The sequence below is a fragment of the Thalassobium sp. R2A62 genome (assembly GCF_000161835.1).
Classification (GTDB): domain Bacteria; phylum Pseudomonadota; class Alphaproteobacteria; order Rhodobacterales; family Rhodobacteraceae; genus Thalassobium.
On the sequence record NZ_GG697169.2, the window covers coordinates 3004340 to 3028015 of the forward strand.

Sequence of the window (23676 nt, forward strand, 5' to 3'; positions counted from 1 at the left end):
TCAAGAGGTCTGGAACGGAAAGGGACCGTCACCGTCATCTGGGCCGATGCGGATCGACTGAAAGCCTCCATCCCATCGGTGCAGCAGGCATCCGTCCTCCTGGGTGTGAAACCCAACCGGCGCATCAGGCCGCCGGTCATAGGCAAAGGTGCTATTGGGCGATGGTGCAGAGATCGCGACATGGCCTGCAATTGTCTGGATCATCATGGCATGGATATGCCCGCAGACAATCCGAAGCTCACCTGCATAGCTGCGGACGGCGTCTGCGAAATCCTGTTTATTGGTCAGACCGATGTCATCCATGAACCTGATCCCACATGGAAACGGTGGATGATGCAACGCCAGCAAAACCGGAAGGCCATCCGCGCGGTTCAATGCGGCACGCAGGAAGGCCAGCGTCTCCCGGGTCAGGGTTCCGTGCTTTTGCCCCTCGACCAATGTGTCCAGGCCGATCAGGCAAACCTCTCCGATCCTGTGGTCCCAGTTGATAGGACCCGCGCCCGGGATCTGATCCGCAAAGGCCGCACGCATCGGCGCGTGTGCATCGTGGTTGCCGGGTATGACATGCAGCGGCACCCCTAGAGGGGCGATCAGCTTTTTGAAGTGGTCATAGCTTCGCGCGCTGCCATCATCGCTGAGATCCCCGCTCACAAGCACTGCATCCAGCCCCCCGACCTGGTGACGGATTGCACCGATCCGGATGACTAGGCGATCCAGGGCATCTGCAGTGTCGAGCCGACCCGCGACACGCCCACCTGGTGCCACGATATGCGTGTCGGAGATCTGCAAGATTGTTTTCATTTGATCCCTGCGCGCAGGAAGGCTTGGACAAATTGGCGTTGGAAGATCAGGAACGCTATCAGCAATGGCGCGACAGACATCAGAGTTGCGGCCGAGATGACGCTGATATCCACACCGTTTTCAGGCGCGCCAAAGATCGACAAACCCACCGTCAGAGGCCGCGTTTCCGGAGAGTTAGTGACGATCAAGGGCCACAGGAAATTGTTCCAGTGGGTAGAGACCGAAACCAGCGCATAGGCCAGATATGTGGGTTTTGCCAAGGGCACATAAACCCGCCACAGAATGCCCAGCAATCCACAGCCCTCAATCCGCGCGGCCTCGTGCAATTCAATGGGGACACCCTTAAAAGACTGACGCATCAGGAATATGCCAAATGCGCTGGCCATATAGGGCATCCCGACACCAAGGATCGTATCAAACAGCCCTAGCCGCGAGATCATGGCGTAGTTTTCAACGATCAGCACTTCGGGCAGGATGAAAAGCTGCATCAGTACCAGAATGAACACGAAATCCTTGCCGGGGAAATTCAACTGCGCAAAGGCGAAGCCTGCTAATGTCGTCAGCACGAATTGCCCGATCAGGATCACGGTCACCAGCATGAAGGTGTTGATGAAATACTTCAGCCATGGCGCGCCCTCCCAGGCCACGCGAAAGTTATCCAGTGTCCAAGGCGAGAACAGTTTCAGATTGACCGCATCTGACGTCGAATGTGTTGCGGCCCAGAAGGCGAACAGTAACGGTGAAATCCAGATTATCGCCAAAAGGATTGCGCCAAAGCTGTCCATGAATTTGGTCAGGCTCTTCATTGGTAGTGCGTCCTTCTGTCGAGATAGAGGAACTGCACAGCCGCGACGATCCCCAGCACCCCAATGACCATCATCGTCATGGCCGCTGCACTTGGCGCGTCAAAGAAGGCGAATGCCATCTCGTAGATGTAATAGAGGATGAGTTTTGAGGCATCTGACGGCCCGCCTTTGGTCAATATGAACAAGTGGTCGATCAGTTTGACCGAGTTGATCATGGCATTTACCGCGATGAACAGGGTTGTGGGCATAAGCAGCGGCAACACGATCCGGCGCGTATATGTCCAGCGGCTGGCCCCTTCGATATCGGCGGCTTCCTTGAGGTCCGCCGGGATCGTCTGAAGCGCGGCGAGGTAGAAGATCATGAAGAACCCCGCCTCTTTCCAGATGGTCACAATGATGATCGCCCAAAGCGCGGTTTCTGGCTGGCCCAGCCAGTTAACGGACGGCAGGCCGAACAGACTGCCGATCTGGTCCAGCACCCCAAGGCCGGGCGTATAAAAGAAAAGCCACAGGTTTGCCGCCGCGATCATCGGCAAGACGGTCGGCGTGAAATAGGCAGTGCGCACAAAGCCACGGGCGCGGATTTTTCCATTGGCCCAAAGCGCCATCGAGAGCGCGATGAAGATCGACACAGGGATTGTGATACCTGCGTAAAGCAGGTTGTTCTTGACCACGATCCAGAAAGTCGGATCGGCAAAGAGATCGGCGTAGTTCTCGGTGCCTACAAATTCGGTAGGTTTGCGGCGCGTGCCGCGGGAAAACAGGCTCGACCACAAAGTCGCGACCGACGGATAGAACGCAAACAACGTCAGCAGAACAGCGGCAGGCGACAGCAACAGCCAGCCATAAATGGCCTGTCTGCGGCGTTCAAGATTGGCGTGGGCTGACATGGCGCGTCTCCGCTGTGGGAAAGAGGTGGGCCGGCACGAACAACGCGCCAGCCCAGCCAGTAGTTTTACTGGTAGTCTTTGAGCAGGCGCTCAGCGGCGGCCTGTGCCTCGGCAAGTGCATCAGCTGGCTCTTTCGCGCCGGTCAAAGCGGATTGGATCGCATTGTTGAGACCATCGCGTACGCGGGCTGTCTCGAAAGTCGAGAATTCGGCCACAGCGTTTTCCAGCTGGTTGCGTGCCACCAAGGCAGGCGGGAATTCAGCTGTGTAGGCTTGCAGAGCATCTGTTTCGTAGGCTGCGGGTGACACACCCATGTAGCCAGTGCCAATGGACCATGCGGCGGCCTGATCAGGCGCAGTCATGAACTGGATCAACTTCATTGCAGCGGCGCGCTCTTCGTCAGACGTATCTTTGAACAGGTAGAAGTTGCCGCCCCCTGTTGGCGAGCCTTTGCGCACATTGGCGGGCAGTTCGGCCACGCCGAAGTCAAAGCTCGCACCATTTTTGACCGCTGTCAGGTTGCCAGTGGAATGCCACATCATCGCGGTTTGGCCTTCAAGGAATGCCTGACGCAATGTGCCCCATTCAACGGTACCTGTTGGCATGATGCCATGTTCCGACGAAAGCGATTTCCAGAATTCCAGCGTTTCCACAACGGTTGCGTCGTCGAAGTAAGTGATCAGACCATCATCGGACATGACCTCTTTGCCATTCTGGATCGCAAGCGCCTGGAACATCCAATAAGGATATCCGGTAGAGGGGATCATCAGGCCGTAAGTGTCGCCTTGGGTCAGAGCCTTACCCATAGAGATCATTTCATCCCAAGTCGTAGGTGGTGCTTCGGGGTCAAGACCTGCGGCGCGGAACATGTCCTTGTTGTAATAGGCCACGATCGTTGAGCGCTGAAACGGAATGCCCCATGTCTGGCCTTCGATCGTACCATTGGCCATGAGCGCGGGATAGAATCCACTCAACCATTCTTTGTCCGCATCCGTTGTTGCGATCTCCTCGAACGGGATCACCAAATCCTGTTCGATCAGGTCATAGGCGTCGATAGAAAACATCACCGCCAATTGGGCAGGCTCACCAGAGGCAAGTGCGGACAAGGCACGCACGCGCGTGTCATCGTAGTTGCCCGAATAGATCGCGTTCACTTTGATGTCAGGGTTTGCCGCTTCAAAGTCTGCAACGATGCCGTCGACCACTTCGGTCAATGCACCCCCGACCGCAATCGGGTAATACATTGTCAGTTCGGTCTCAGCACTTGCCGGAGCAGTCAGGCCAACCGCCATCGCAGTGGCCAGCCCCAATCCAGTTGTCGAAAATAGTTTCATCTCTCTCTCCCTTGGTTTTAGTTGGTTGTTTTGTCAGCGGGTGATTTTCACCCAGCCAGTCGTTGGCCCGCAGCGTCAAAGACGTGCAGGTTTTCGTCGTGAAAGGTGATGTCGAGTTCGCTGCCATCGGCCATCATCGAAAGACCCGGTTTGAGCACGCAAAGTCCTGAAGTGCGGGCGTGATCCAGACCGATTAGCGTCTCTGCCCCCAAAAATTCACTTTCATTAACAGTGCACCGCATCCGCCCCTCGCCTTTTGGCACAATCTGGATATTTTCGGCTCTGATCCCGATTGTCTTGTCATCGCCAAACCCATCCAAAACGGAAGATTGCATCAAAGCCATGGGCGGCGCGCCGACAAACTCGGCAACAAAGGTATTGTTGGGCCTGCTGTACAAGTCCTCGGGCGCACCAACCTGCTGGATATGCCCGTCTTTCATCAACACAACCGTGTCGGCCATGCTCATCGCTTCTGTCTGGTCGTGGGTCACATAGACGACTGTGATGCCCAGATCGCGCTGCAACTTCTTGATGTCCTTGCGCACGGCGTTGCGCAGCCTGGCATCAAGATTGGAGAGCGGTTCATCCATCAGGCACAGGCGTTGCCCCGCCACGATGGCGCGGGCCAAGGCGACACGCTGGCGCTGACCGCCTGATAATTCGCCAGGCTTGCGATCTTCAAGACCGAACAGGCCGGTGATTTCCAAAGCGCGGCGCAGCTTCTCCAGCCGCTCTTTCTTTGGGACGCGCCTGACCTTCAGGCCAAACATGACATTTTCGGCGACCGACAGATGCGGAAAAAGTGCGTAGGACTGGAACACCATCGACAAGTTCCGGTCCGATGCCGCACTGGTCGTCACGTCCTTGCCATCGATCAAAATCTTACCCTCGTCGGGCAATTCCAATCCCGCCAACAAGCGCAGCGTCGTTGATTTCCCGCACCCCGACGGCCCCAAAAGGGCGGTAAAGCTACCCTCGGGAATATCCAACGTGATGCCTTCAACGCCCAATTGGCCGTTCCAGCATTTTGCCACGCCATCGAGCTTCACAAACGGTGTTGTCGTCATTTTGCATGTCCTTCAGCCACAAGCAGCCGATCTTTGAGGGTGTCCAGCAAGGGCGCAAACTGCTCCTCCGGCCGTCGGTCGATGATGATCCTGTCCATGTCAGCTATATTGCCGCCCAACGCGGGGGCCTGACGCCCAAACTTTGACCCATCGATCACCAGAAGAGACTGTTTGGCATTTTCACAAATCTTTTGTGTCGCGCTGACTTCAGTTGTGTGAAATTCCAGCAACCCACCGTCGTCTGCGATCCCGGCAGCACCGAACACCGCGAAATCCGCACGGAAGCGTCCAAAAAAATCCAGCACTTCGTTGCCTAAAATGTCGCGATCCGGCAAACGCACCTCACCACCGGGCAGGATGATCCGATTCGAGACGTCCTCGCTCAGCGCCATCGCGGCACTCAGGTTGTTTGTGATGACGGTCAGGCCCTTCCGGCGGCGCAAGGCCTGCGCAACGCTCAGCGGCGTCGAACCGATGGAAATGAACAAAGTAGCACCGTCAGGAATCAGCTCTGCGGCGGCCTCTCCGATGGCGCGCTTACCCATCAGGTTCGTGCCAGCACGTTGATCGAAGGGCGTATTGAGAGATTCTTCGCTCAGCTCGATGCGGCCATGGACACGGTGCAGCAGGTCGCCTTCGCAAAGGGTATCCACGTCGCGCCGGATCGTCTGCATGGAAACATTAAACCGGTCAGCCAGTGAACCAATGGTCACAGCACCCTGTTCAAGCACCAAAGCCGAGATCGCTTCGCGTCGTCTTTGTTTTTTCGATGTCATTCCACCCCCGCGCCCATGAGTCTCTGTGAAGCTTAGTCTGCAAAAAGCAACAAAACAACATTTTTGTGCGCGATGTGACCGGGGGTTTGCGGTGGATGAATCTAACATCAGTCAAAAAATAGGGATTTGACCCATCGATTTGACCCATCAAAGACTCCAAAAAAATGTTGTTTTGTGGTTTTTGCTTTCGCTTACAGAATATTCCTTTAAGGTGTTCCCCAAGCGGGCGATCAGAAAACGAAATGGGGAAACATGCTGACAACGCAGTCGATTTTTGATCGTTACGAAGAAGTGCGGGCACGGTTTCCAAACGTTGTCGCCCGCGAAGCCTCGCTTGGGATCTCGTCATTGCTAGACATCGACGATCAGGTTGATGCCTTTGTTTTTGACGCATTTGGCGTATTAAATGTGGGCGAAACGATGATCCCCGGTGCAGATTTACGTCTGGATCAGCTGCGGGCACGAGGTTGCGCCATTCGCATCCTCACCAATGCCGCAAGCTATGACAGAGAGGGCGCAATTACAAAGTTCCAACGCCTTGGATTGCGCGTCATGGATGATGAAATCATCACCAGCCGGGAAGCGGCTCTTCAAAACCTGAGTGACGGGAGTTGGGGGGTAATCGCCGACGACTATGACCCGCTGAACGATCTGCCTAGCAGCGTGACGCGCCTGAAAGACAACGCCGACGACTATGACAAGGCCGAACAATTCCTGTTTCTGTCGACAGCGGACTGGACAACCTCGCGTCAAGGCTTGTTGATGTCAGCGATGCAGCAGCGCCCGCGAAAAATATTGATCGCAAACGCAGATCTGGCCGCGCCTCGCGATAATGGATTCTCCATTGAGCCAGGGCACTATGGCCACCAGATCGCCGACCAATTCCCAAGCTATGTCCACTTCTTTGGAAAACCTTTCCCCGAAGTCTATGACCTAATCGAAGGGTCACTGGCTTCGCTTGAGCCTGACCGGATAGCGATGTGCGGCGACACTCTTCATACAGATATTTTGGGCGCTGCGGCACGTGGCTGGCGCACGGTATTGGTCACGCAAGATGGCTTGTTCGCGGGCTACGATACGCAGCCATTTTCAGAGCAAGCGCACCTTTTTGCAGATTGGCACCTCAGCCGAATCTGATCGAGCGTATTTCATGATGCTTGTGTGTTGAATGTTGAGTCTGTTGATGAGTTCTCGCCTGTCGAGGCGGGCAGCGCAACATCCTGTGGTACACTGTGCCCGTCAGCATTGGGTTGTCGCTTTGGGAGGGCATGGCGGATCGGAGGATCAGTCATGGAAACCACACCAAACCTGCCAGCCATTCGCGCACTTCGCCCCGCCTGGAACAAGGGTCGCATCGTTGATCAGAAACGACCTTTGAAGCCCAAACACGTTTGGGCAATCCGAGTTCGCTTGAACTAGCAGAGAACCATCGAGACCTCGCACTGTTTAACATGGCGATCGACAGCAAATTGCGTGGCTGTGACCTGGTGAAGATGAAAGTCGTTGACGTGATGGCGTCTGGCCAGATCAAGGAACGCGCTTCCGTCCTGCAAAGCAAAACCCAGAAACCCGTGCGATTTGAGATTTCCGAAGGCACCCGAGCCTCGGTCCAGAAGTGGATGGAAAACGAGCTCATGGTCGGCTCAGAGTACCTTTGGCCGGGCCGCTTCCATGAACGGCTGCATATTTCGACCCAGCAGTACGCCCGGATCGTGCGTGATTGGGTCACGTCCATCGGGCTTGAGGCGAGTGCATACGGCACCCACTCGATGCGACGCACAAAGGTCACCCAGATCTACAAGAAAACAGGCAACCTACGGGCAGTGCAACTTCTGCTCGGCCACACGAAGATGGACAGTACTGTTCGGTATCTTGGTGTGGAGCTCGAGGATGCTCTGGCCATCGCAGAAGCCATTGAAATTTAGCGTATTTAGGCCGTCTTCACAGGCGGCCCTTAGCCGACATCTAACACCTGATCGGGATGCTGCGGTCGCAGCCCGCATTGCCGACATTCAAGCGTTCTGCAGCAATTCAGCATCCTCGATGACCGCAGCGCGGACGAAGCCGTCATTGGTGTTTGGCATATTGCTGACGCAGCATTTCCTCGCAAGTGCAGTGACCCATATTTTGCAGCGCGGCGGAATTCACCGTACCAGCCGTTCAAGTGAAACACTGGACATCCATTTCAAACCGACCTTTCGATGCGCCTTCGGCGAACTCGCAGGTCGCAGGCAAAGCAGACTGGTGCAGTCGCGGCTATTGCCGATGCAGCATACATTTGTGCTAACAGCAAAATTTCTTCTGCATTGCATCTAAAATTACCGAACCGGCTGTTCAATTAGTCAATCCAGACTGATCTCAATTTAATCGCCCGCCGCTTATAATCCGTAGTAACAGGCCGCTTATTGTCGCATTTCTCTGCCGGATGTAAGAGGCTAATATCAGCGTTTCCCGGTTTTGCGAAAGCGTAACAGCCCAATATTCTCTTACCTTATTGATTTGGCCCCCTCTGCGGGTGACACCATCAGATCGTGTAAAAAGATCTAGGTCGCAACTCATTAACCCATCCTTAGGAATATTTGGATGTCAGCCACATTGGTGCCAGTGGCCCCGGTCTTCAAAAGTCCGTTTGAATTGTCCAAAACCCGATGACTGTCATTGTCTTCGAGAGCTGCAGCAACGTTGATGTTGTTGGTTTGCGCTTGCGCAATTGTTTGGCGATCAACGATACCACCGGCAGCATTTGTTGGGCCATCTCGTCCATCTGTTCCACCGCTTAGAAACACCCATTCGCCTGTGAGGTCTGAGGCGAGTTCGGCGAAACGCACAGCGAGTTCTTGATTGCGGCCACCCATTCCATTTCCATTGATTTCAACGGTTGTTTCGCCACCCCAGATTATCAACTGTCGTGCTGATTTTGGTTGCGATCTGATGCAATCCAGAACGGATTTGGCTGCGTCGCGCACATCGCCAACCAGCGGCTCAGTCACAATTTGCGGGGACCAATCCAGCGCACTGCTGGCAATGGCGTTCAGACATTGGCCGTTGGTGCAGATCAACGTGTCCCGAGCCGAACGGTTTGATGTGTCACGCGGGGTCTTAAGCAGGGTCTTTGCGGCACCGGGCATGGCATCCCACACCCCTTTGTCGTTCAAAAGAGCGCAGGGGTTGCCGCCAACGCTGGCGGGTACCGTTGGTCCGCTTGCGATGATTTCCAGATCGTCGCCAACAACATCCGAGATGATCAAGCTCCGCACTTTCGCTGGATATGCCAGCTCCAGCAGGCCGCCCCCCTTTAGGACCGAAAGGTGCTGACGGATGCGGTTCATCTGCTCAATGTCAAATCCGCTTTCCAACAGAATTTCGCTTACTTTGATCTTGTCAGCAAGCGTCAAACCATCACGCGGCGTTGGCAGCAACGCGGAACCTCCACCGGAAATCAGGCAAAGAACCTGATCGCTTTTTGTTGCACTGCGCAGAAGGTCCATAACGGCGGTACCGGCTTCAATGCCATTCTGATCTGGCAACGGATGGCCCGCAGCCATGACCCGGCAACCGTCAATTTCCCGCGCGTTTTCGTAGTTCGTGACGGCGATGGCCTCTATGCGTTGGGCCGCTGGAATATGTTGCAAAGCCTGCTGTATCATCGCAACCGACGCTTTGCCAAAGGCAATGACCAAAAGACGCCCCTCTGGGTTTACCTTTAGCGGCTCAGCCGTCAGCGCCCGCTGGACGGCTGACTTTGGGTCGGCGGCACGGACCCCTTCCAAAAAAAGGGTCCGTGCAAGGTGTTTTAGATGAGTAAGGTTCATCCAGCTGCGATTTGTTTGGCTTTTACGACCAAGTTCTCGGCCTGACGAATGGATGCGTAGTCGATCAGGCGGCCATCAAGGGAAACTGCCCCTTTTCCCGCTGCTTCGGCCTCGGCCATGGCTTCGATGATCCGGTTGGCTTTGGTGACTTCGGCCGCGGACGGGCTCATCACTTCGTTCGCCAGTGCGATTTGGCTGGGGTGGATCGCCCATTTGCCTTCACAGCCCAAAACTGCGGCACGATAAGCGGCGGCTTTGTAGCCTTCGGGATCGGAGAAATCACCAAAAGGACCATCAATCGGACGCAAGCCGTTTGCGCGGGCGGCAACGACCATATTGGTTAGCGCAGAGTGCCACATGTCGCCCCAATGGACCTGTCGTAATCCGTCCTCCGCAGGATCGGTCAAAACTGCATAATGCTCGTTTACGCCACCGATCACAGTGGTGCGTGCGCGCATACTTGCGGCGTAGTCTGCAACCCCGAAATGAAGGCTCTCATTACGCTTGGAAGCGGCGGCAATTTCGTTGACGTTTTGCATGCCCAAAGCGGTCTCGATGATGTGCTCAAAACCGATGCGTTTTGAGTACCCTTTTGCGTCCTCAATTTGGGTTACCATCATGTCCACCGCATAGACGTCTGCGGCGGTGCCAACCTTGGGGATCATGATCAGATCCAGCCGCTCGCCAGCCTGTTCCACAACGTTAACAACATCACGATACATGTAGTGCGTATCCAATCCGTTGATACGAATCGACATCGACTTGTTGCCCCAGTCGATTTCGTTCAGGCCCTTGATGATGTTCTTGCGGGCCTGTTCTTTTTCGTCAGGCGCGACAGCATCTTCGAGGTCAAGAAAGATCACGTCAACGTCAGATTCTGCAGCTTTTTTAAACATTTGAGGCTGGCTTCCGGGAACTGCCAGCTCTGATCTGTTAAGGCGTGCGGTGGCTTGGTCGATGGGATGGAAACTCATTTTCGATAATCCTTGAGGTTGTGATGCGAAAGTGGCGGCAACACAGGCAGGAAAAAAATTTACCTGTCAAGAATAAATTTCAGGCGAGGTTTGGTCGCATTTCACTCAGGCGTCATCTGCCGATCGATCCCCGATCCGAGCTGAAAAGAAAAACGCAACAGCCTGCGTGCGGCTGGTTACGGACAGCTTTTCGTAAAGGTTTGAGAGGTGAAATTTCACCGTGTTTGCAGAGATCTCAAATTCTGCCGCAAGCTGCCTGTTTGATAGCCCGCGCGAGAGCGCCTCAAGCAGCGCTTTTTCGCGCTTGGTCAACTGGTGGATCGGGTCGCTTTGCAGCTCCCTCACATCGAGGAAGGGAAACACCATCTGCCCCGCCGCCACCGCAGCACAGGTGTCGAGCAATCCCTCCACCGGGCCATTGCGCGGGGTGAAGCCTGCCGCGCCCGCCGAAAGGGCTTGTCGGGGCATGTCGCCCGCGTTGTTGCCGTAGACCAAAATGCGTGGCGCACTTGGCTGATCACGCATAACCTCAATCAGCTTTTGCCCCCCCAAGGCGGGGAGGTTCCAGTCGATGATCCCAATTTGGACAGGCACGCGCATCACCGTCCCGAGGAAGTCTTCCGCAGTGGAGGCCGTTGCCACCAAAGAGAATCGCGGATCGCGATCGAAAATTTCAGACATGGCGGAAAGGACCAGCATGTTGCTGTCCGCAAGCGCCACCGTGATCGGGCCGGTGTTATCTGTAAGGTCTTGCATTTAAGGCTCTTTCACAATTTAACTACCCATTTTGGTGGGTCATATTTCGGTATACCACGGTATTTCTGTAAATATGGGTAGTATATTAACTACCCAATTAGTTACCCAAAAGCAGGAGTAACCTACGTTGCGGTAAAAAACAAACCGATGCTTCATCTGGGGAGCAGATGTTTCCCGATGAGATAGGCAAAGCCATGAGAAATGCTTCTTCGTTCCCGCAACTCGTTATTCCAAACACTTTGGCCGCTGGCCCCGGACCCGGCAATACCGACGCCCGAGTTCTTGCAGCCTACGCGGGTGCGGGTATCGCCGATCACATGCAGCCCGACGTGCTGCGCGGCATGATCGAATGCAAACATATGCTGCGTCAATTCATGGGCACGACCAACGTCCACACTTTCGGCGTGGCAGGCACCGGGTGGAGCGGGCTGGATTGCATGATGTCCGCCGTGATGCCAGGTGACACAGTCGTCGCATTCGCCAATGGTACATTTTCGGGCATTGACGCGCTCACGCTTCGGATGAAGGCCGCCACCCGCGCAGAGCTGGCCGCCGACAGCCTGAACCCACAACCTGCCAGTGTTACCGTGATCGAAGTGCCCCACGGTCAGTCAGTCACCGCGGAAATCGTGGAGGCCGCATTGGCTGAACACAAACCCACGTGGGCCTTTATGGCACATTGGGAAACCGGTTCTGGCCGGATCAATGACATCAAAGGGTTTTCGGACGCATGCGTAAAGCACGATGCGATGGGCCTCGTCGATGCCGTGTCCTCCCTCGGCGTCGAAGAATTTGCTATCGATGACTTCCCTGGCGTGGTTGGCTGGGCGTCTTGCCCGCAGAAGGGCCTGTTGTGCCTGCCGCTGACCTACGCACCGGTCAGCTTTTCTGATCGCTACATCGAAATACTGCGCGCAAACGGTGCCTATACTTACGCCAATCACCCGATCATGGAGGCCCGCCACTGGGGTATTGTTGATGGCGAAGATGTGGAAAAAGGCGCGTACCACCGCACCCATTCCGCTTACGCAGTGTCCGCCTTTCACGAGGCGCTTCGGATCAATTTGGCAGACGGCCTTGCGCAGCGAGCTCAGGACTATGTGTTCCACGAAAAAGCGCTGCGCGATGCCGTGACGGCGATGGGCTGCGAGGTAACCTCCAACATGACCAGCCTCGTGGTGTTGAACCTGCCCCCTGCTTTTGCAGGCCGCGAAATGGAGTTGGTGCAGGACTGTCGTTCAACTGGGTTCGGGATTTGGCCAACCCTTTCGGCACCAGTGCAAGTGCGGATCGGAATCCTGAACCTGCTGACACAAGCCGCCATCACCGAGATCGTGACCAAGTTTGCTCAAGCCATGAACGACATTGGCGCAGAGGTTGATATCGACGCGATCACCGCGCAGCTAGAATTCCACTACCAATCCCGCATCGCAGCTTAAAGGAAACAAGACATGGATATTCACGAATATCAAGCCAAGGAAGTGCTCAGCAACTTTGGCGTTGAAATCCCTGCTGGTGCGCTGGCCTATAGCCCTGAACAGGCGGCCTACCGTGCCCGTGAAATGGGTGGCGAAAAGTGGGTCGTCAAGGCGCAGGTCCATGCCGGGGGCCGCGGCAAGGCCGGTGGTGTCAAGCTGTGCGACACGGACCATGAAATCCAAGCCACCTGCGAAGACATGTTTGGCAAGAAACTAGTCACGCATCAGACCGGACTCGAAGGCAAAGGCATTTACCGTGTCTATGTCGAAGCTGCCGTGCCTATTGACCGTGAAATCTATCTTGGTTTCGTTCTTGATCGCACAACGCAGCGCATCATGATCGTGGCCTCCGCCGAAGGTGGCATGGAGATTGAGGAAATCTCAGAAAACAAGCCAGAGAGCATCGTACGTTCGACCGTCGAACCTGCCGTTGGTCTACGTGACTTTCAAGCCCGCGATATTGCTTTCAAGTTGGGGATTGAACCCAGCTTGACGCAATCCATGGTACGCACTTTGCAAGGCTGTTACCGCGCCTTTCGCGACTTGGATGCCACAATGGTCGAGATCAACCCGCTGGTTATCACTGGTGACAACCGCGTGTTGGCGCTGGATGCGAAAATGACATTCGACGACAACGCGCTGTTTCGCCACCCGCAAATCAGTGAGCTGCGCGACAAAAGCCAAGAAGACCCCCGTGAAAGCCGCGCGGCAGATCGCGGCCTGTCTTATGTCGGCCTTGAGGGTAGCATCGGGTGCATCGTTAATGGTGCAGGTCTTGCGATGGCTACGATGGACACCATCAAACTAGCGGGTGGAGAGCCTGCAAATTTCCTCGACATTGGAGGCGGAGCCACGCCTGAACGTGTTGCCAAGGCGTTCCGTCTGGTGATGTCAGACAAGAATGTGCAAGCAGTGTTGGTCAACATTTTTGCGGGCATCAACCGCTGTGACTGGGTGGCCGAAGGCGTTGTGCAGGCGTTGAAAGAAGTGCAAGTCGACGTGCCTATCATCGTGCGCTTGGCAGGAACCAATGTTGAAGAAGGCCAGAAGATCCTTGCAAAAAGCGGGCTGCCCATCATCCGTGCGACGACACTGATGGAAGCGGCCGAACGGTCTGTTTCCGCATGGAAAAGCGACATTTCCCCCAATCTGAAGGCTGTGTAACCATGAGCATCTACCTCAACCGCGAAACCCGCGTCATCGTCCAGGGCATTACAGGCCGGATGGCGCAATTCCACACCAAGGATATGTTGGAATATGGCACAAATGTTGTCGGCGGCGTTGTGCCCGGCAAGGGCGGGGAAACCGTGCACGGCGTGCCAGTGTTCAACACCGTCAAAGAAGCCGTGGAAGCCACCCAAGCCGAGGCCAGCCTTGTGTTTGTGCCCCCGCCCTTTGCCGCTGACAGCATCATGGAGGCCGCCGATGCCGGTATCCGCTACTGCGTTTGCATCACGGACGGCATTCCAGCGCAGGATATGATCCAGGTGAAACGTTACATGATGCGTTATCCTAAAGAACGCCGGATGGTCCTGACCGGGCCGAATTGCGCGGGCACAATTTCTCCGGGCAAGGCGATGCTGGGCATCATGCCCGGACATATCTTTTTGCCAGGCAACGTCGGGATCGTAGGCCGTTCTGGCACGCTGGGTTATGAGGCTGCGGCACAACTCAAGGAACGCGGTATTGGTGTTTCCACCAGCGTTGGTATTGGCGGCGATCCGATTAATGGTTCCTCGTTCCGCGATATCTTGGCGCAGTTCGAGAATGACGGAGACACCCATGTCATCGCCATGATCGGTGAAATCGGCGGCCCGCAAGAAGCCGAAGCTGCCGCCTACATCCAGGAACATGTAACCAAGCCCGTTGTGGCCTATGTGGCCGGTCTGACCGCTCCCAAAGGCCGCACCATGGGCCACGCAGGTGCCATCATTTCAGCCTTTGGCGAAAGTGCTTCAGAAAAGGTGGAAATCCTGACCGCCGCCGGCGTGACAGTGGCCGAAAATCCAGCGGTTATTGGTGAAACAATCGCAAGCGTGATGTGAGGAGAAGACAATGATCAAGCCTAAAGTTCTCGTAACCCGTCGTTGGCCTGCCGCTGTAGAAGCACAATTGTCCGAAAAGTTTGATGTTGTGTTGAACCGGAGCGATGTCCCGCTGATGACGCATGAATTCCGTCAAGCGTTTCTGGACTATGACGCGGTTTTGCCGACGGTCACAGACAAGATAGGTGTTGATGCACTTGAGCTGTCTAACCCGCGGACCAAGCTGCTTGCCAACTATGGCGTTGGCTATACCCACATTGATATGCCAAGTGCTCAGGCCCATGGCATGACAGTGACCAACACGCCGGATGTTCTGTCAGAATGTACAGCTGATCTTGCGATGACCTTGATGCTGATGGCGGCCCGTCGGGCAGGCGAAGGCGAACGAGAGGTCCGCGAAGGTCGCTGGAGCGGTTGGCGCCCGACGCATCTGGTTGGCACCAAGGTGTCTGGAAAGACATTGGGCATCGTCGGCTTTGGCCGTATCGGGCAGGAAATGGCCCGTCGTGCGCATCATGGTTTTGGCATGGACATTGTCGTTCACAACCGCAGCCGTGTTGCCCCTGAAATTCTGGCGCGCTACAATGCCGTACAAGCGGACGACCTAGATGATCTTTTGCCGCGATGTGATTTTGTTTCCTTGCATTGCCCCGGTGGCGCGGAAAACCGTCACCTGATCAATTCCCGCAGGCTTGACTTGATGCGCCCAGGTGCGTTCCTGATTAATACAGCCCGCGGCGAGGTAATCAATGAACATGATCTCGTGCAGGCATTGACATTCGAGACCATAGGCGGTGCGGCACTAGATGTTTTCGATGGCGAGCCAAAGATCGCACAGTCCCTGCTAGACAGCGATCACCTCGTCATGTTGCCCCATCTTGGCAGCGCCACTGCAGAAGCGCGCGAGGAAATGGGTTTTCGCGCCCTAAACAATCTTGAGGCGTTTTTTAACGGTGAAACACCCCCGGATCGCGTGAACTGATGAACGTGGTGAGGGCTGGCATGGTGGATTGTGAGGGTCAAGACTATGCCAAGTCGCTGAGAGATCTGCTGTGGGATTTGCTTTTTAAGACGGTTATGCGGCGCGCGCCTGATATTGCTGCATTCTTAGCGTCACCGCGTGACATTGAAAGCCTTCAGGACTCACAGATCAGTGATTTCCTGCAGGCGGCAAACATTTGGTTTCAGCTTAAAAAAATTGCAGATGAAAACACTGCCGTTCGAGACCGCCGAAATACAGAAACCACGGATGGCGTGGAATGTGTCGACGGCACATTTGCGCAAGTGATGGCAAAAATCGCCGAACACGCACCTGATCAGTTTGAAAGCGCGGTTGCGTCCTTGTCAGTTGGGCCAACTTTGACCGCCCACCCAACCGAAGCCAAGCGCATTACGATCCTCGAAATCCACCGCCGTATTTATCGCCACTTGGTGGCGCTGGAAACGCAAAGATTGACACCGCGTGAACGCGCAAACAGGGTCGAGGACCTGCGGGGCGAGATAGATCTTTTGTGGTTGTCTGGCGAATTGCGGCTGGAGCGACCCAGCTTATCAGACGAAATCGAATGGGGATTGCAGTTCTTTCGCGACAGCCTGTTCGACGCAACGCCGCAGCTGTTTGATCAATTCCTGATCGGGCTGGAAAACACTTTTCCAACACAGCCTCGTTCGCTGCGCCCCTGCATAAAGTTCCATTCATGGATTGGCGGGGACCGCGACGGCAATCCCAACGTCACTTTGGCAGCGACCAAATCTGCCATGGCGCGCGGGCGTGATACAGCGATCACCAAACATATTGATGATCTTTCGCGTGCAGCGCGCCATATCAGCATCAGCAGTGACATCGCAGAATTGCCCGATATCCATGTTCAACTGCTTGCCTCGATCACCACAAGGTCCGACGAATTTGATGCGCTTATAAAACGCAATCCCGGTGAAGTTTTCCGTCAAGCCATCAGTGCCATCATCGCTCGCCTAGAAGGTCGTCCACTCTATTCGCACACAGATGAACTTGTCTCGGACCTTCACGAAATCGAAAATGCCCTTTTTGCGATTGGCGCACAGCACCTGAGCAATCGCTACATCCGTCCAGTGCGCTGGAGGGTCGAGGTCTTTGGATTTCGCACAACTTCACTGGATATCAGGCAGAATTCCACTGTCACAACTGATGTTTTGGCTGAGATTTGGGGACCAGGCGAGACTTATGGCAGTATTAAGTGGTCACAGCGTTTGCGCTACGAAATAGCCGTCGATGTTCTGCCAGATATCGACGTGGAAGCGCTGAGTGAACAGGCCCAAGAATTGCTCAATTTGCTGGAAGCAATTGTTGATGCACGCGAAGGGAACGACCCAGATGCGATAGGTTGTTTTATCTTGTCTATGACACGATCCACGGATGATCTGTTAGCTGTATATTTGTTGGCCCGGTACGCTGCCGCAACCGGAGAAACGCTTGATCTTCCTGTAGTGCCCTTGTTTGAAACAATCGAAGATCTTCGCAATGCCCCCCGTATTCTGAGTGACCTGATCGCCGTTCCAACCGCACGCCGCAGCCTCAAGAGGCAAGGGTCTCGTATCGAAGTCATGCTCGGGTATTCAGACAGCAATAAGGACGGCGGTTTTATCTGTTCGACGTGGGAGTTGGAACAAGCCCAACGCAAGATTAGACAAACGCTGCAAGGTCTCGGATTTGTTCCTGCCTTCTTTCACGGTCGTGGTGGCTCCGTCAGTCGCGGGGGTGCGCCAACGGGGCGCGCAATCGCAGCGCAACCGTCAGGCACCTTGAATGGTGCCCTGCGTACAACGGAACAAGGCGAGGTCGTGTCTACCAAATACGCCAACTGCGGGACTGCACTGAGGGAACTTGAACAGCTGGCGTCCTCAGCGCTGCTTCACACAGCCCTTTCGCACAATGCCCCAAAAACCAACCCGGAATACGATAACGCCCTGCAAGCCCTGTCCGGCATGTCGCAAGTCGCCTATGATGCGCTGCTCAATTCGCCGGGGTTTGTCCAATATTTCCAAGAGGCCAGTCCGGTCGAGGAACTTGCCATGCTCAAGATCGGATCGCGGCCCGCGCGCCGGTTCGGGGCATCCAGCCTGTCCGACCTGCGTGCGATCCCTTGGGTGTTTGCATGGTCGCAAAACCGCCATCTGCTGACCGGATGGTATGGGTTTGGTGCGGCGTGTGCTTCTTTTGCCAAAGTACGCGGTGAGCTGGGATGGAAGATGCTATGCGATATGTTTGCGACATCGACCTTGTTCCAACTGATGGTCGATGAAGTTGAGAAGAGCCTGTTTCAAGCAGATATGCAAATTGCGGCCAAGTATGCGGCGCTGTCGACTGATACGGCATCCGGCACAGCCATATTGGGGATGATTGAGGCCGAATATGCTAGCTCGGCTGCGGCAATTCAAAAGATTACAGGACAGCCAAGTCTAGCGGCGCGCTTCCCAAATCTGACGGAGCGTTTTGAAGGAAACCGTCGTTACCTCGAAACCATTCATACAATTCAGATCAAACAATTGCGTGCATTGCGTCGCGAGAATCAATCAGCTGAAACCGGCCCGTTGCTTCAATCCATGAACTGCATTTCTGCGGGTCTGGGCTGGACTGGCTAACCTACGACAAGGACCTCACATGACCACCAAAAATGCGTTTTTTACGGAAACCCTTGCCACCCGTGATCCTGAGATTGCCGCGGCAATTGACGCCGAACTGGGGCGTCAGCGCAAAGAGATTGAGCTGATTGCCTCTGAAAACATCGTCTCTGCTGCTGTCATGGAAGCCCAAGGGTCAGTGATGACCAACAAATATGCCGAAGGCTATCCGGGGCGTCGGTATTATGGAGGTTGCCAGCATGTGGACGTGGCCGAGAACCTCGCCATTGAGCGCGCCAAGCAGCTTTTTGGCTGTGCATACGCGAACGTGCAGCCCAACTCTGGCTCTCAGGCAAATCAGGGTGTGTTTCAGGCGTTGTTGCAGCCCGGCGATACCATTTTGGGCATGAACCTCGCCTCGGGCGGTCACCTGACCCATGGGGCGGCCCCAAACCAGTCCGGCAAATGGTTTAATGGGGTGCAATACGGTGTGCGTCGTGTGGACAATCTGCTGGACTATGAAGAGGTTCAGGCGCTGGCAACAGAACACCAACCCAAGATGATTATTGCTGGTGGGTCTGCGATTCCAAGGACCATTGATTTTGGCCGGATGCGCCAGATTGCAGACAGCGTGGGGGCCTACCTGCACGTCGACATGGCACACTTTGCAGGCCTCGTGGCGGCGGGTGAACACCCAAGCCCGTTCCCGCACGCGCATGTTGCGACCACAACGACACACAAAACCTTACGCGGCCCCCGTGGCGGCATGATCGTCACCAACGACGAGGTTTTGGCGAAAAAGTTTAACTCTGCGATCTTCCCCGGCATTCAGGGCGGCCCGCTGATGCATGTGATTGCCGCTAAGGCTGTGGCCTTTGGTGAGGCGCTGCGCCCTGAGTTCAGAGACTACATGCGGCAAGTACGCGCCAACGCAGTTGCGCTGGCTGATCAGTTGATCAAAGGTGGGTTAGATATTGTCACGGGCGGTACGGACACTCACGTAATGCTGGTGGATTTGCGGCCCAAAGGCGTGACAGGTAACATCACCGACGCCGCCCTTGGACGTGCGCATATCACTACCAACAAGAACGGCATTCCGTTTGACCCAGAAAAGCCAATGGTCACATCTGGCATTCGGCTTGGCACGCCCGCGGGTACTACTCGCGGATTTAGCGAGGCGGAATTTCGCCAGATCGCCGATTGGATTGTCGAAGTGGTGGACGGGTTGGCTGCCAATGGCCCGGACGGCAACGGCGCGGTCGAAGCCAAAGTCAAAGGCGAAGTAGAAACGCTGTGTGACAAATTCCCTATGTATATGGAGCTGTGACGAAGCGCGAAAAATCTCGCGATTTCAGGCCAGCAATACTTCTTTGATGTCGGATCTTAGCACAAAATACCCTCTCTTCCTGCTTATACTATCTGACATCAGCACTTCGCTGACGGCAGGAATATGCTCCAAAACTTTTTTGCAGACTGGCCTGTACTACCCAAAAGCCTCGATCGGGGTGAAGCGCAAAAAACCGCTTCGTTCCTTGATTGGATTCTTGGCCAGCTTTCTCTCGTGCTGAAACGAAAGGCTGTTTTTGATGCCGCATAGCGATACCCAATTCTTCGCAGGTGCAGAAATATTTATACTGCGAGCACGCGCAGTTAGAAAATCGAATTCACAGTCTGGGCTTGTTCTTGCCCTTCGCTGCGGATTGCACGGACGACCGCTTCGCTGTCAAAAGTAAACCTATGAGTCGCAAAAGGTAAGAGTGGTGCTTCATCCATTTTCCAGGTTCTTCAAAATCAATGACTTAGCGGTGGTAAAAGGCAGAACTATGTGTCGTCCCACACCCAGTCTCTGTCAGTAAACAGCCTTTTTCCCTGTTTTCTCCCGTTTTTTCGGGGGCTTGGACTGTGGGGTACTGTCAGAGCAAATTAACTTGAGACGGGCAGGGTGGTTCCGTAGCTTTGTAGGATGACAAAACCCAATCCATTTAGGTACTCCAAAACGAGGCCGGAGATCATCCGCTTGGCGGTCATGATGTACGTTCGATTTCCGCTCTCACTCCGCAACGTAGAAGACCTTCTGCACGAACGTGGAATCGACGTTAGCCACGAAACAGTTCGGTTCTGGTGGAACAGATTTGGCCCGATGTTCGCGGTTGAGATCCGAAGAAACCGAGTCAGTCGGATGCGATCTTATTCGAACTGGCAGTGGCATTTGGACGGGGTGTTTGTGAAGATCAACGGTGAGACGCACTATCTGTGGCGGGCAGTCGACCATGAGGGCGAAGTTCTGGAAAGCTATGTCACCAAGCGCCGTGACCGCAAAGCAGCTTTGAAATTCCTCAGGAAATCAATGAAGCGTTGCGGCAAACCCGAAATCATCGTGACCGACAAACTGCGGTCTTATGGCGCCGCAATGCGAGTTATAGGGAACGACAACCGGCAAGAAACTGGCCGCTGGTTAAATAATCGGGCTGAGAATTCCCACCTGCCATTTCGACGACGAGAACGGTCGATGCTGCGCTTCAGGCAAATGCGATGCCTGCAGAAATTTGCCTCAGTTCATTCATGAGTCCACAACCACTTTAACCAGGAACGCCACCTCTACAGCCGAGAAAAATTCAAGCTTAACCGCGCGGTCGCGCTCGCTGAGTGGCGTCAGTTGGGCATGGCATAAAGGGCACTCCATTGTCCTTGCAGAGACTGGTTCGCATTCGTCTGACAGCACCAGAAATTATGTTGGCGGTCACCATTTAGAGGGCCGCGTCATGTCAGATACTGTCGTATCCACTATTCGCGAGACCTATTGTTTTCCAACCGCCGAAACAGCATCGACAGACCGAAACACAAAATGAAATAGAACGCAGCGGTCGTCAGCCATGCCTCGAATATCAGGCGGGTTGAGGCGACGAGTTCGACAGTTTTATAGGTCAGTTCCTGTACCGATATCAGCGAAATAATCGAGCTGTCTTTGATCAAACTGATGAACTGATTTGCCATGGGGGGGACGACTTTGCGCATGGCTTGTGGCATGATGATGTAGCGCATTTCTTGAAAACTGCTCATGCCAATGGCGCGCGCGGCTTCGCGTTGTCCCTTAGGAACGGATTGGATACCTGCGCGCACGATCTCGCCCACGAACGCGGCCTCGAACATGGCCAGCACAATGACGCCGGAAATCAGCGACGGAAACCGGCGCATTTCGCCAAAGAAGAATTCCCAAATATGGGCATTGTCCCCGCGTGCGATGCCGCGCGACCATGAATTGAGGTTGATCGCGTCGATCAATTGTTGGGACAGAAAAAAGAAGAAGATAAAGATAATGACGACCGGCGGGATGTTGCGCAGCAGTTCAAGATATGTGCGCGCAAGAAGTCGTGTCGTCAAGTTTTCAGAACACCGCGCTACCCCGAGGATCGTGCCGATGATCAGTGCAAGGATGCTCGCGTAGATGCTGATACGAATGGTGGCAAACAGACCCTGCAATAATAAATTGGGAAACCATTCCTGCCGGTCCTCGCGGTAGCGCAGAATGTAGTCGGGGATCAGTTCCCAACGCCAATCGTAGTTCAGCGCGCCCTGCATGCGCAGGCCAATATAACCCGTGATCCCCGCCAATAGGGCGAGGATCAGCCAGTCAAGCCAGCGCATTCGTTTCAAAAATGAGGGCACGCTGATCAGTCCTTACTGGGCCACTTGGTCCATCCACGCGTCGCCTTTGAACCAGTAATCATTACGCTCGCTCAGCCAGCCACTTGCATGACGAACCGAGATCCAGTTGTTGAAAAAATTCAGTGCATCAATGTCACCTTTGCGCATTGCAAAGGCTTCGCCTGTTGCGAGGAACGATTCATTGAACGGCACAGACAGCGTATCGGGGTAGCGGCGCTGTTCCATTGATGGCGTGGGTTCTGCGGCCATTGTGGCGTGTGCGTTGCCATTCAGGACCTCTTGAGTGGCCGCGCCATCTTCGTCAAACAACAACAACGTCGCCTCGGGGAACAATTGTGCGATCACTGTGGCTGGCGTTGCCCCACGGCGGGCAGCAAATGTCACGTCGGGGGAATTGTAATCCTCGATCGCGAAACCATCCGTCATGGATGAATTGGCCAGAACAGTCAGACCGGAATAGGCGTAGGGGTTGGAAAAGTTGATTGTCAGATTGCGCGCCGGTGTGATGGACATGCCAGAAATGATGACGTCAAAGTTGCCCGATACCAACTGTGGGATGATGCCATCCCATGCGGTGGGTACGAATTCTACATCGACGCCCATGTCTTCGGCCAACGCACGACCCACGTCGAGCTCGAACCCGATAAGTTCACCGTTCAGATCACGCATGGACCACGGGGTGAAAATGGACAGGCCGATGCGAATGACGCCTTGTTCTTTGATCGATTCAATCACGGATTCAGATGACAGGTTTTGTGTCGCCGATTGTGCGAACGCGGGGGCTGCAAACACAGTGCTGGTCAGCGCCGCAAACGCGAGGCCAAGTGTATTGGACATGATTTTTCTTCGTATCTTAGACATAAGGTATTCCTTGGTTGGTTAGGGTTGAAAACGCCGCTCGAGCGCAGAAACGCCAAACGACAGGACGAGGGTGAGGGCCAGATAAACGGCCGCAATGGTGAACCAGATTTCAAAGCTCATGTAAGTGTCAGAAATGATGTTGCGGCCAATCGTGGTCAGCTCGGCTACGGCAATCACGCTGACAATGGCGGATGATTTGATCAGGTGGACGAATTCGCCAAAAAGCGGCGGCAGCATGAAGCGCACGGACTGGGGCAGGATGATGTAGCGGTAGGCCTGTCCACGCGACATGCCGATGGACGCCGCAGCCTCCCACTGGCCCTTGTCGACCGAATTGATGCCTGCCCGGAAAATTTCGGAGATCAGCGCAGAATGAAACACGCCAAGGGTCAGCACCGCAGCCGACCAGCGATCAAAGCCGAACACCGGCCCAAGCACGTAATAAAACAAGTACAGCAACACCAATAGTGGGATATTGCGAATGAACTCCAGGTAGCCGATGGCAACGCCCTTACCCACAACCAGACCCGAAAGCCGCAACAACGCAATGCCAAGCCCTAGCACAGTGGCAAACGTGAACGACACCACGGACAACACGATCGTCACCCAAAGGCCTTTCAGGATTTCACCGAGCTGAAACCCGTCATCGGTGAACGTGTAGATATATTTCGGGATTTGGTACCACTGCCAATTGTACCCCATCTGCTGCGCGCCACTGTAAGCCAGCCACACGATGCCGCCCACAATGATCAGATACAGTCCCACGCCCAACGGCAGGGTGTTCATCATCTTTTTTTTGGACATTGGGCG

Annotated in this window: 20 protein-coding genes and 2 pseudogenes; 10 read left to right on the top strand and 12 right to left on the bottom strand. The window is 54.8% G+C overall.

All coding sequences use genetic code 11. The annotated features are described in order from the left end of the window. The 6 genes from TR2A62_RS15030 to TR2A62_RS15055 all read right to left on the bottom strand — a co-directional run bounded on the left by TR2A62_RS15030 (position 1) and on the right by TR2A62_RS15055 (position 5674). Positions 1-801, bottom strand: coding sequence for a phosphodiesterase (locus TR2A62_RS15030; protein WP_009160004.1), 801 nt, complete (start codon positions 799-801; stop codon positions 1-3). Continuing rightward, positions 798-1607: a carbohydrate ABC transporter permease gene (locus TR2A62_RS15035; RefSeq protein WP_009160744.1), complete on the bottom strand. Its 810-nt coding sequence runs from the start codon at positions 1605-1607 to the stop codon at positions 798-800. The genes TR2A62_RS15030 and TR2A62_RS15035 overlap by 4 nt, the downstream gene beginning before the upstream one ends. After that, complete coding sequence (locus TR2A62_RS15040; RefSeq protein ID WP_009157482.1) at positions 1604-2497, bottom strand: carbohydrate ABC transporter permease; 894 nt, start codon at positions 2495-2497, stop codon at positions 1604-1606. Before TR2A62_RS15040 ends, TR2A62_RS15035 begins: the two co-directional genes overlap by 4 nt. 65 nt (positions 2498-2562) lie before the next feature. Further along, positions 2563-3831, bottom strand: coding sequence for an ABC transporter substrate-binding protein (locus tag TR2A62_RS15045; RefSeq protein WP_009160414.1), 1269 nt, complete (start codon positions 3829-3831; stop codon positions 2563-2565). A 47-nt stretch (positions 3832-3878) separates the two neighbouring features. Continuing rightward, positions 3879-4898: an ABC transporter ATP-binding protein gene (locus tag TR2A62_RS15050; RefSeq protein ID WP_009158663.1), complete on the bottom strand. Its 1020-nt coding sequence runs from the start codon at positions 4896-4898 to the stop codon at positions 3879-3881. After that, positions 4895-5674 carry a DeoR/GlpR family DNA-binding transcription regulator gene (locus TR2A62_RS15055; RefSeq protein WP_009157851.1) on the bottom strand — a complete coding sequence of 260 codons (780 nt, stop codon included), beginning with the start codon at positions 5672-5674 and terminating at the stop codon, positions 4895-4897. Before TR2A62_RS15055 ends, TR2A62_RS15050 begins: the two co-directional genes overlap by 4 nt. 252 nt (positions 5675-5926) lie before the next feature. On the opposite strand from TR2A62_RS15055, the gene TR2A62_RS15060 reads away from it, so the two are divergent. The 3 genes and pseudogenes from TR2A62_RS15060 (at position 5927) to TR2A62_RS18565 (ending at position 7990) form a co-directional block, all read left to right on the top strand. Then, on the top strand, positions 5927-6811 hold the full coding sequence (locus tag TR2A62_RS15060) for an HAD-IIA family hydrolase (RefSeq protein ID WP_009160819.1): 885 nt from the start codon (positions 5927-5929) through the stop codon (positions 6809-6811). 153 nt (positions 6812-6964) lie between these two features. Beyond that, positions 6965-7599, top strand: a pseudogene (locus TR2A62_RS15065) (tyrosine-type recombinase/integrase). After that, on the top strand, positions 7565-7990 hold the full coding sequence (locus tag TR2A62_RS18565; RefSeq protein WP_150103503.1) for a hypothetical protein: 426 nt from the start codon (positions 7565-7567) through the stop codon (positions 7988-7990). Before TR2A62_RS15065 ends, TR2A62_RS18565 begins: the two are co-directional and overlap by 35 nt. Before the next feature lie 242 nt (positions 7991-8232). Here TR2A62_RS18565 and TR2A62_RS15070 read toward each other — a convergent pair whose 3' ends face one another. The 3 genes from TR2A62_RS15070 to TR2A62_RS15080 form a co-directional block, all read right to left on the bottom strand. After that, entirely contained in the window at positions 8233-9486 is a 1254-nt protein-coding gene (locus TR2A62_RS15070) for a glycerate kinase (protein WP_009160360.1), read from the bottom strand. Then, positions 9483-10460: a CoA ester lyase gene (locus TR2A62_RS15075; protein WP_009159278.1), complete on the bottom strand. Its 978-nt coding sequence runs from the start codon at positions 10458-10460 to the stop codon at positions 9483-9485. The genes TR2A62_RS15070 and TR2A62_RS15075 overlap by 4 nt, the downstream gene beginning before the upstream one ends. 105 nt (positions 10461-10565) lie before the next feature. Further along, complete coding sequence (locus TR2A62_RS15080; protein ID WP_009158691.1) at positions 10566-11216, bottom strand: response regulator transcription factor; 651 nt, start codon at positions 11214-11216, stop codon at positions 10566-10568. Between the two features lie 194 nt (positions 11217-11410). On the opposite strand from TR2A62_RS15080, the gene TR2A62_RS15085 reads away from it, so the two are divergent. The 7 genes and pseudogenes from TR2A62_RS15085 to TR2A62_RS15115 all read left to right on the top strand — a co-directional run bounded on the left by TR2A62_RS15085 (position 11411) and on the right by TR2A62_RS15115 (position 21010). Then, the gene (locus TR2A62_RS15085) at positions 11411-12655 is read left to right on the top strand and encodes an aminotransferase class V-fold PLP-dependent enzyme (protein ID WP_223296125.1); all 1245 of its coding nucleotides are present in this window, start codon (positions 11411-11413) and stop codon (positions 12653-12655) included. Positions 12656-12667: 12 nt separating this feature from the next. Further along, entirely contained in the window at positions 12668-13858 is a 1191-nt protein-coding gene (locus tag TR2A62_RS15090) for a malate--CoA ligase subunit beta (protein WP_009157463.1), read from the top strand. 2 nt (positions 13859-13860) lie between these two features. After that, a complete protein-coding gene (sucD, locus tag TR2A62_RS15095; RefSeq protein ID WP_009158245.1) occupies positions 13861-14739 on the top strand; it encodes a succinate--CoA ligase subunit alpha in 879 nt (292 codons plus the stop codon). Positions 14740-14749: 10 nt separating this feature from the next. Continuing rightward, a complete protein-coding gene (locus TR2A62_RS15100) occupies positions 14750-15721 on the top strand; it encodes a D-glycerate dehydrogenase (protein ID WP_009159524.1) in 972 nt (323 codons plus the stop codon). Then, complete coding sequence (locus TR2A62_RS15105) at positions 15721-18360, top strand: phosphoenolpyruvate carboxylase (protein ID WP_083791079.1); 2640 nt, start codon at positions 15721-15723, stop codon at positions 18358-18360. The genes TR2A62_RS15100 and TR2A62_RS15105 overlap by 1 nt, the downstream gene beginning before the upstream one ends. A gap of 19 nt (positions 18361-18379) precedes the next feature. Then, positions 18380-19666, top strand: a complete 1287-nt coding sequence (gene glyA, locus TR2A62_RS15110) for a serine hydroxymethyltransferase (protein ID WP_009157877.1) — start codon at positions 18380-18382, stop codon at positions 19664-19666. 636 nt (positions 19667-20302) lie between these two features. Then, positions 20303-21010, top strand: a pseudogene (locus tag TR2A62_RS15115) (IS6 family transposase). Between the two features lie 113 nt (positions 21011-21123). Here TR2A62_RS15115 and TR2A62_RS15120 read toward each other — a convergent pair. Genes TR2A62_RS15120 through TR2A62_RS15130 form a run of 3 tightly spaced genes read right to left on the bottom strand, consistent with a single transcriptional unit; the run spans position 21124 to position 23655 of the window. Further along, positions 21124-21984 (bottom strand): amino acid ABC transporter permease, encoded by an 861-nt coding sequence (locus TR2A62_RS15120; RefSeq protein WP_040820833.1) that lies wholly within the window; start codon positions 21982-21984, stop codon positions 21124-21126. 33 nt (positions 21985-22017) lie between these two features. Further along, on the bottom strand, positions 22018-22842 hold the full coding sequence (locus TR2A62_RS15125; RefSeq protein ID WP_040820835.1) for a transporter substrate-binding domain-containing protein: 825 nt from the start codon (positions 22840-22842) through the stop codon (positions 22018-22020). 42 nt (positions 22843-22884) lie between these two features. After that, on the bottom strand, positions 22885-23655 hold the full coding sequence (locus TR2A62_RS15130) for an amino acid ABC transporter permease (protein WP_223296126.1): 771 nt from the start codon (positions 23653-23655) through the stop codon (positions 22885-22887). Positions 23656-23676: the final 21 nt, after the last annotated feature.

What these genes read in the sequence shown, in the direction of transcription:
- TR2A62_RS15085 (WP_223296125.1), top strand. Translation starts at nt 11,411, where the DNA reads ATGAGAAATGCTTCTTCGTTCCCGCAACTCGTTATTCCAAACACTTTG.
- TR2A62_RS15070 (WP_009160360.1), bottom strand. Translation starts at nt 9,486, where the DNA reads ATGAACCTTACTCATCTAAAACACCTTGCACGGACCCTTTTTTTGGAA.
- TR2A62_RS15130 (WP_223296126.1), bottom strand. Translation starts at nt 23,655, where the DNA reads ATGATGAACACCCTGCCGTTGGGCGTGGGACTGTATCTGATCATTGTG.
- TR2A62_RS15125 (WP_040820835.1), bottom strand. Translation starts at nt 22,842, where the DNA reads ATGTCCAATACACTTGGCCTCGCGTTTGCGGCGCTGACCAGCACTGTG.
- glyA (WP_009157877.1), top strand. Translation starts at nt 18,380, where the DNA reads ATGACCACCAAAAATGCGTTTTTTACGGAAACCCTTGCCACCCGTGAT.
- TR2A62_RS15080 (WP_009158691.1), bottom strand. Translation starts at nt 11,216, where the DNA reads ATGCAAGACCTTACAGATAACACCGGCCCGATCACGGTGGCGCTTGCG.
- TR2A62_RS15045 (WP_009160414.1), bottom strand. Translation starts at nt 3,831, where the DNA reads ATGAAACTATTTTCGACAACTGGATTGGGGCTGGCCACTGCGATGGCG.
- TR2A62_RS15050 (WP_009158663.1), bottom strand. Translation starts at nt 4,898, where the DNA reads ATGACGACAACACCGTTTGTGAAGCTCGATGGCGTGGCAAAATGCTGG.
- TR2A62_RS15030 (WP_009160004.1), bottom strand. Translation starts at nt 801, where the DNA reads ATGAAAACAATCTTGCAGATCTCCGACACGCATATCGTGGCACCAGGT.
- TR2A62_RS15100 (WP_009159524.1), top strand. Translation starts at nt 14,750, where the DNA reads ATGATCAAGCCTAAAGTTCTCGTAACCCGTCGTTGGCCTGCCGCTGTA.
- TR2A62_RS15075 (WP_009159278.1), bottom strand. Translation starts at nt 10,460, where the DNA reads ATGAGTTTCCATCCCATCGACCAAGCCACCGCACGCCTTAACAGATCA.
- TR2A62_RS15040 (WP_009157482.1), bottom strand. Translation starts at nt 2,497, where the DNA reads ATGTCAGCCCACGCCAATCTTGAACGCCGCAGACAGGCCATTTATGGC.
- TR2A62_RS15035 (WP_009160744.1), bottom strand. Translation starts at nt 1,607, where the DNA reads ATGAAGAGCCTGACCAAATTCATGGACAGCTTTGGCGCAATCCTTTTG.
- TR2A62_RS15060 (WP_009160819.1), top strand. Translation starts at nt 5,927, where the DNA reads ATGCTGACAACGCAGTCGATTTTTGATCGTTACGAAGAAGTGCGGGCA.
- TR2A62_RS15090 (WP_009157463.1), top strand. Translation starts at nt 12,668, where the DNA reads ATGGATATTCACGAATATCAAGCCAAGGAAGTGCTCAGCAACTTTGGC.
- TR2A62_RS15055 (WP_009157851.1), bottom strand. Translation starts at nt 5,674, where the DNA reads ATGACATCGAAAAAACAAAGACGACGCGAAGCGATCTCGGCTTTGGTG.
- TR2A62_RS18565 (WP_150103503.1), top strand. Translation starts at nt 7,565, where the DNA reads ATGCTCTGGCCATCGCAGAAGCCATTGAAATTTAGCGTATTTAGGCCG.
- TR2A62_RS15120 (WP_040820833.1), bottom strand. Translation starts at nt 21,984, where the DNA reads ATGCGCTGGCTTGACTGGCTGATCCTCGCCCTATTGGCGGGGATCACG.
- TR2A62_RS15105 (WP_083791079.1), top strand. Translation starts at nt 15,721, where the DNA reads ATGAACGTGGTGAGGGCTGGCATGGTGGATTGTGAGGGTCAAGACTAT.
- sucD (WP_009158245.1), top strand. Translation starts at nt 13,861, where the DNA reads ATGAGCATCTACCTCAACCGCGAAACCCGCGTCATCGTCCAGGGCATT.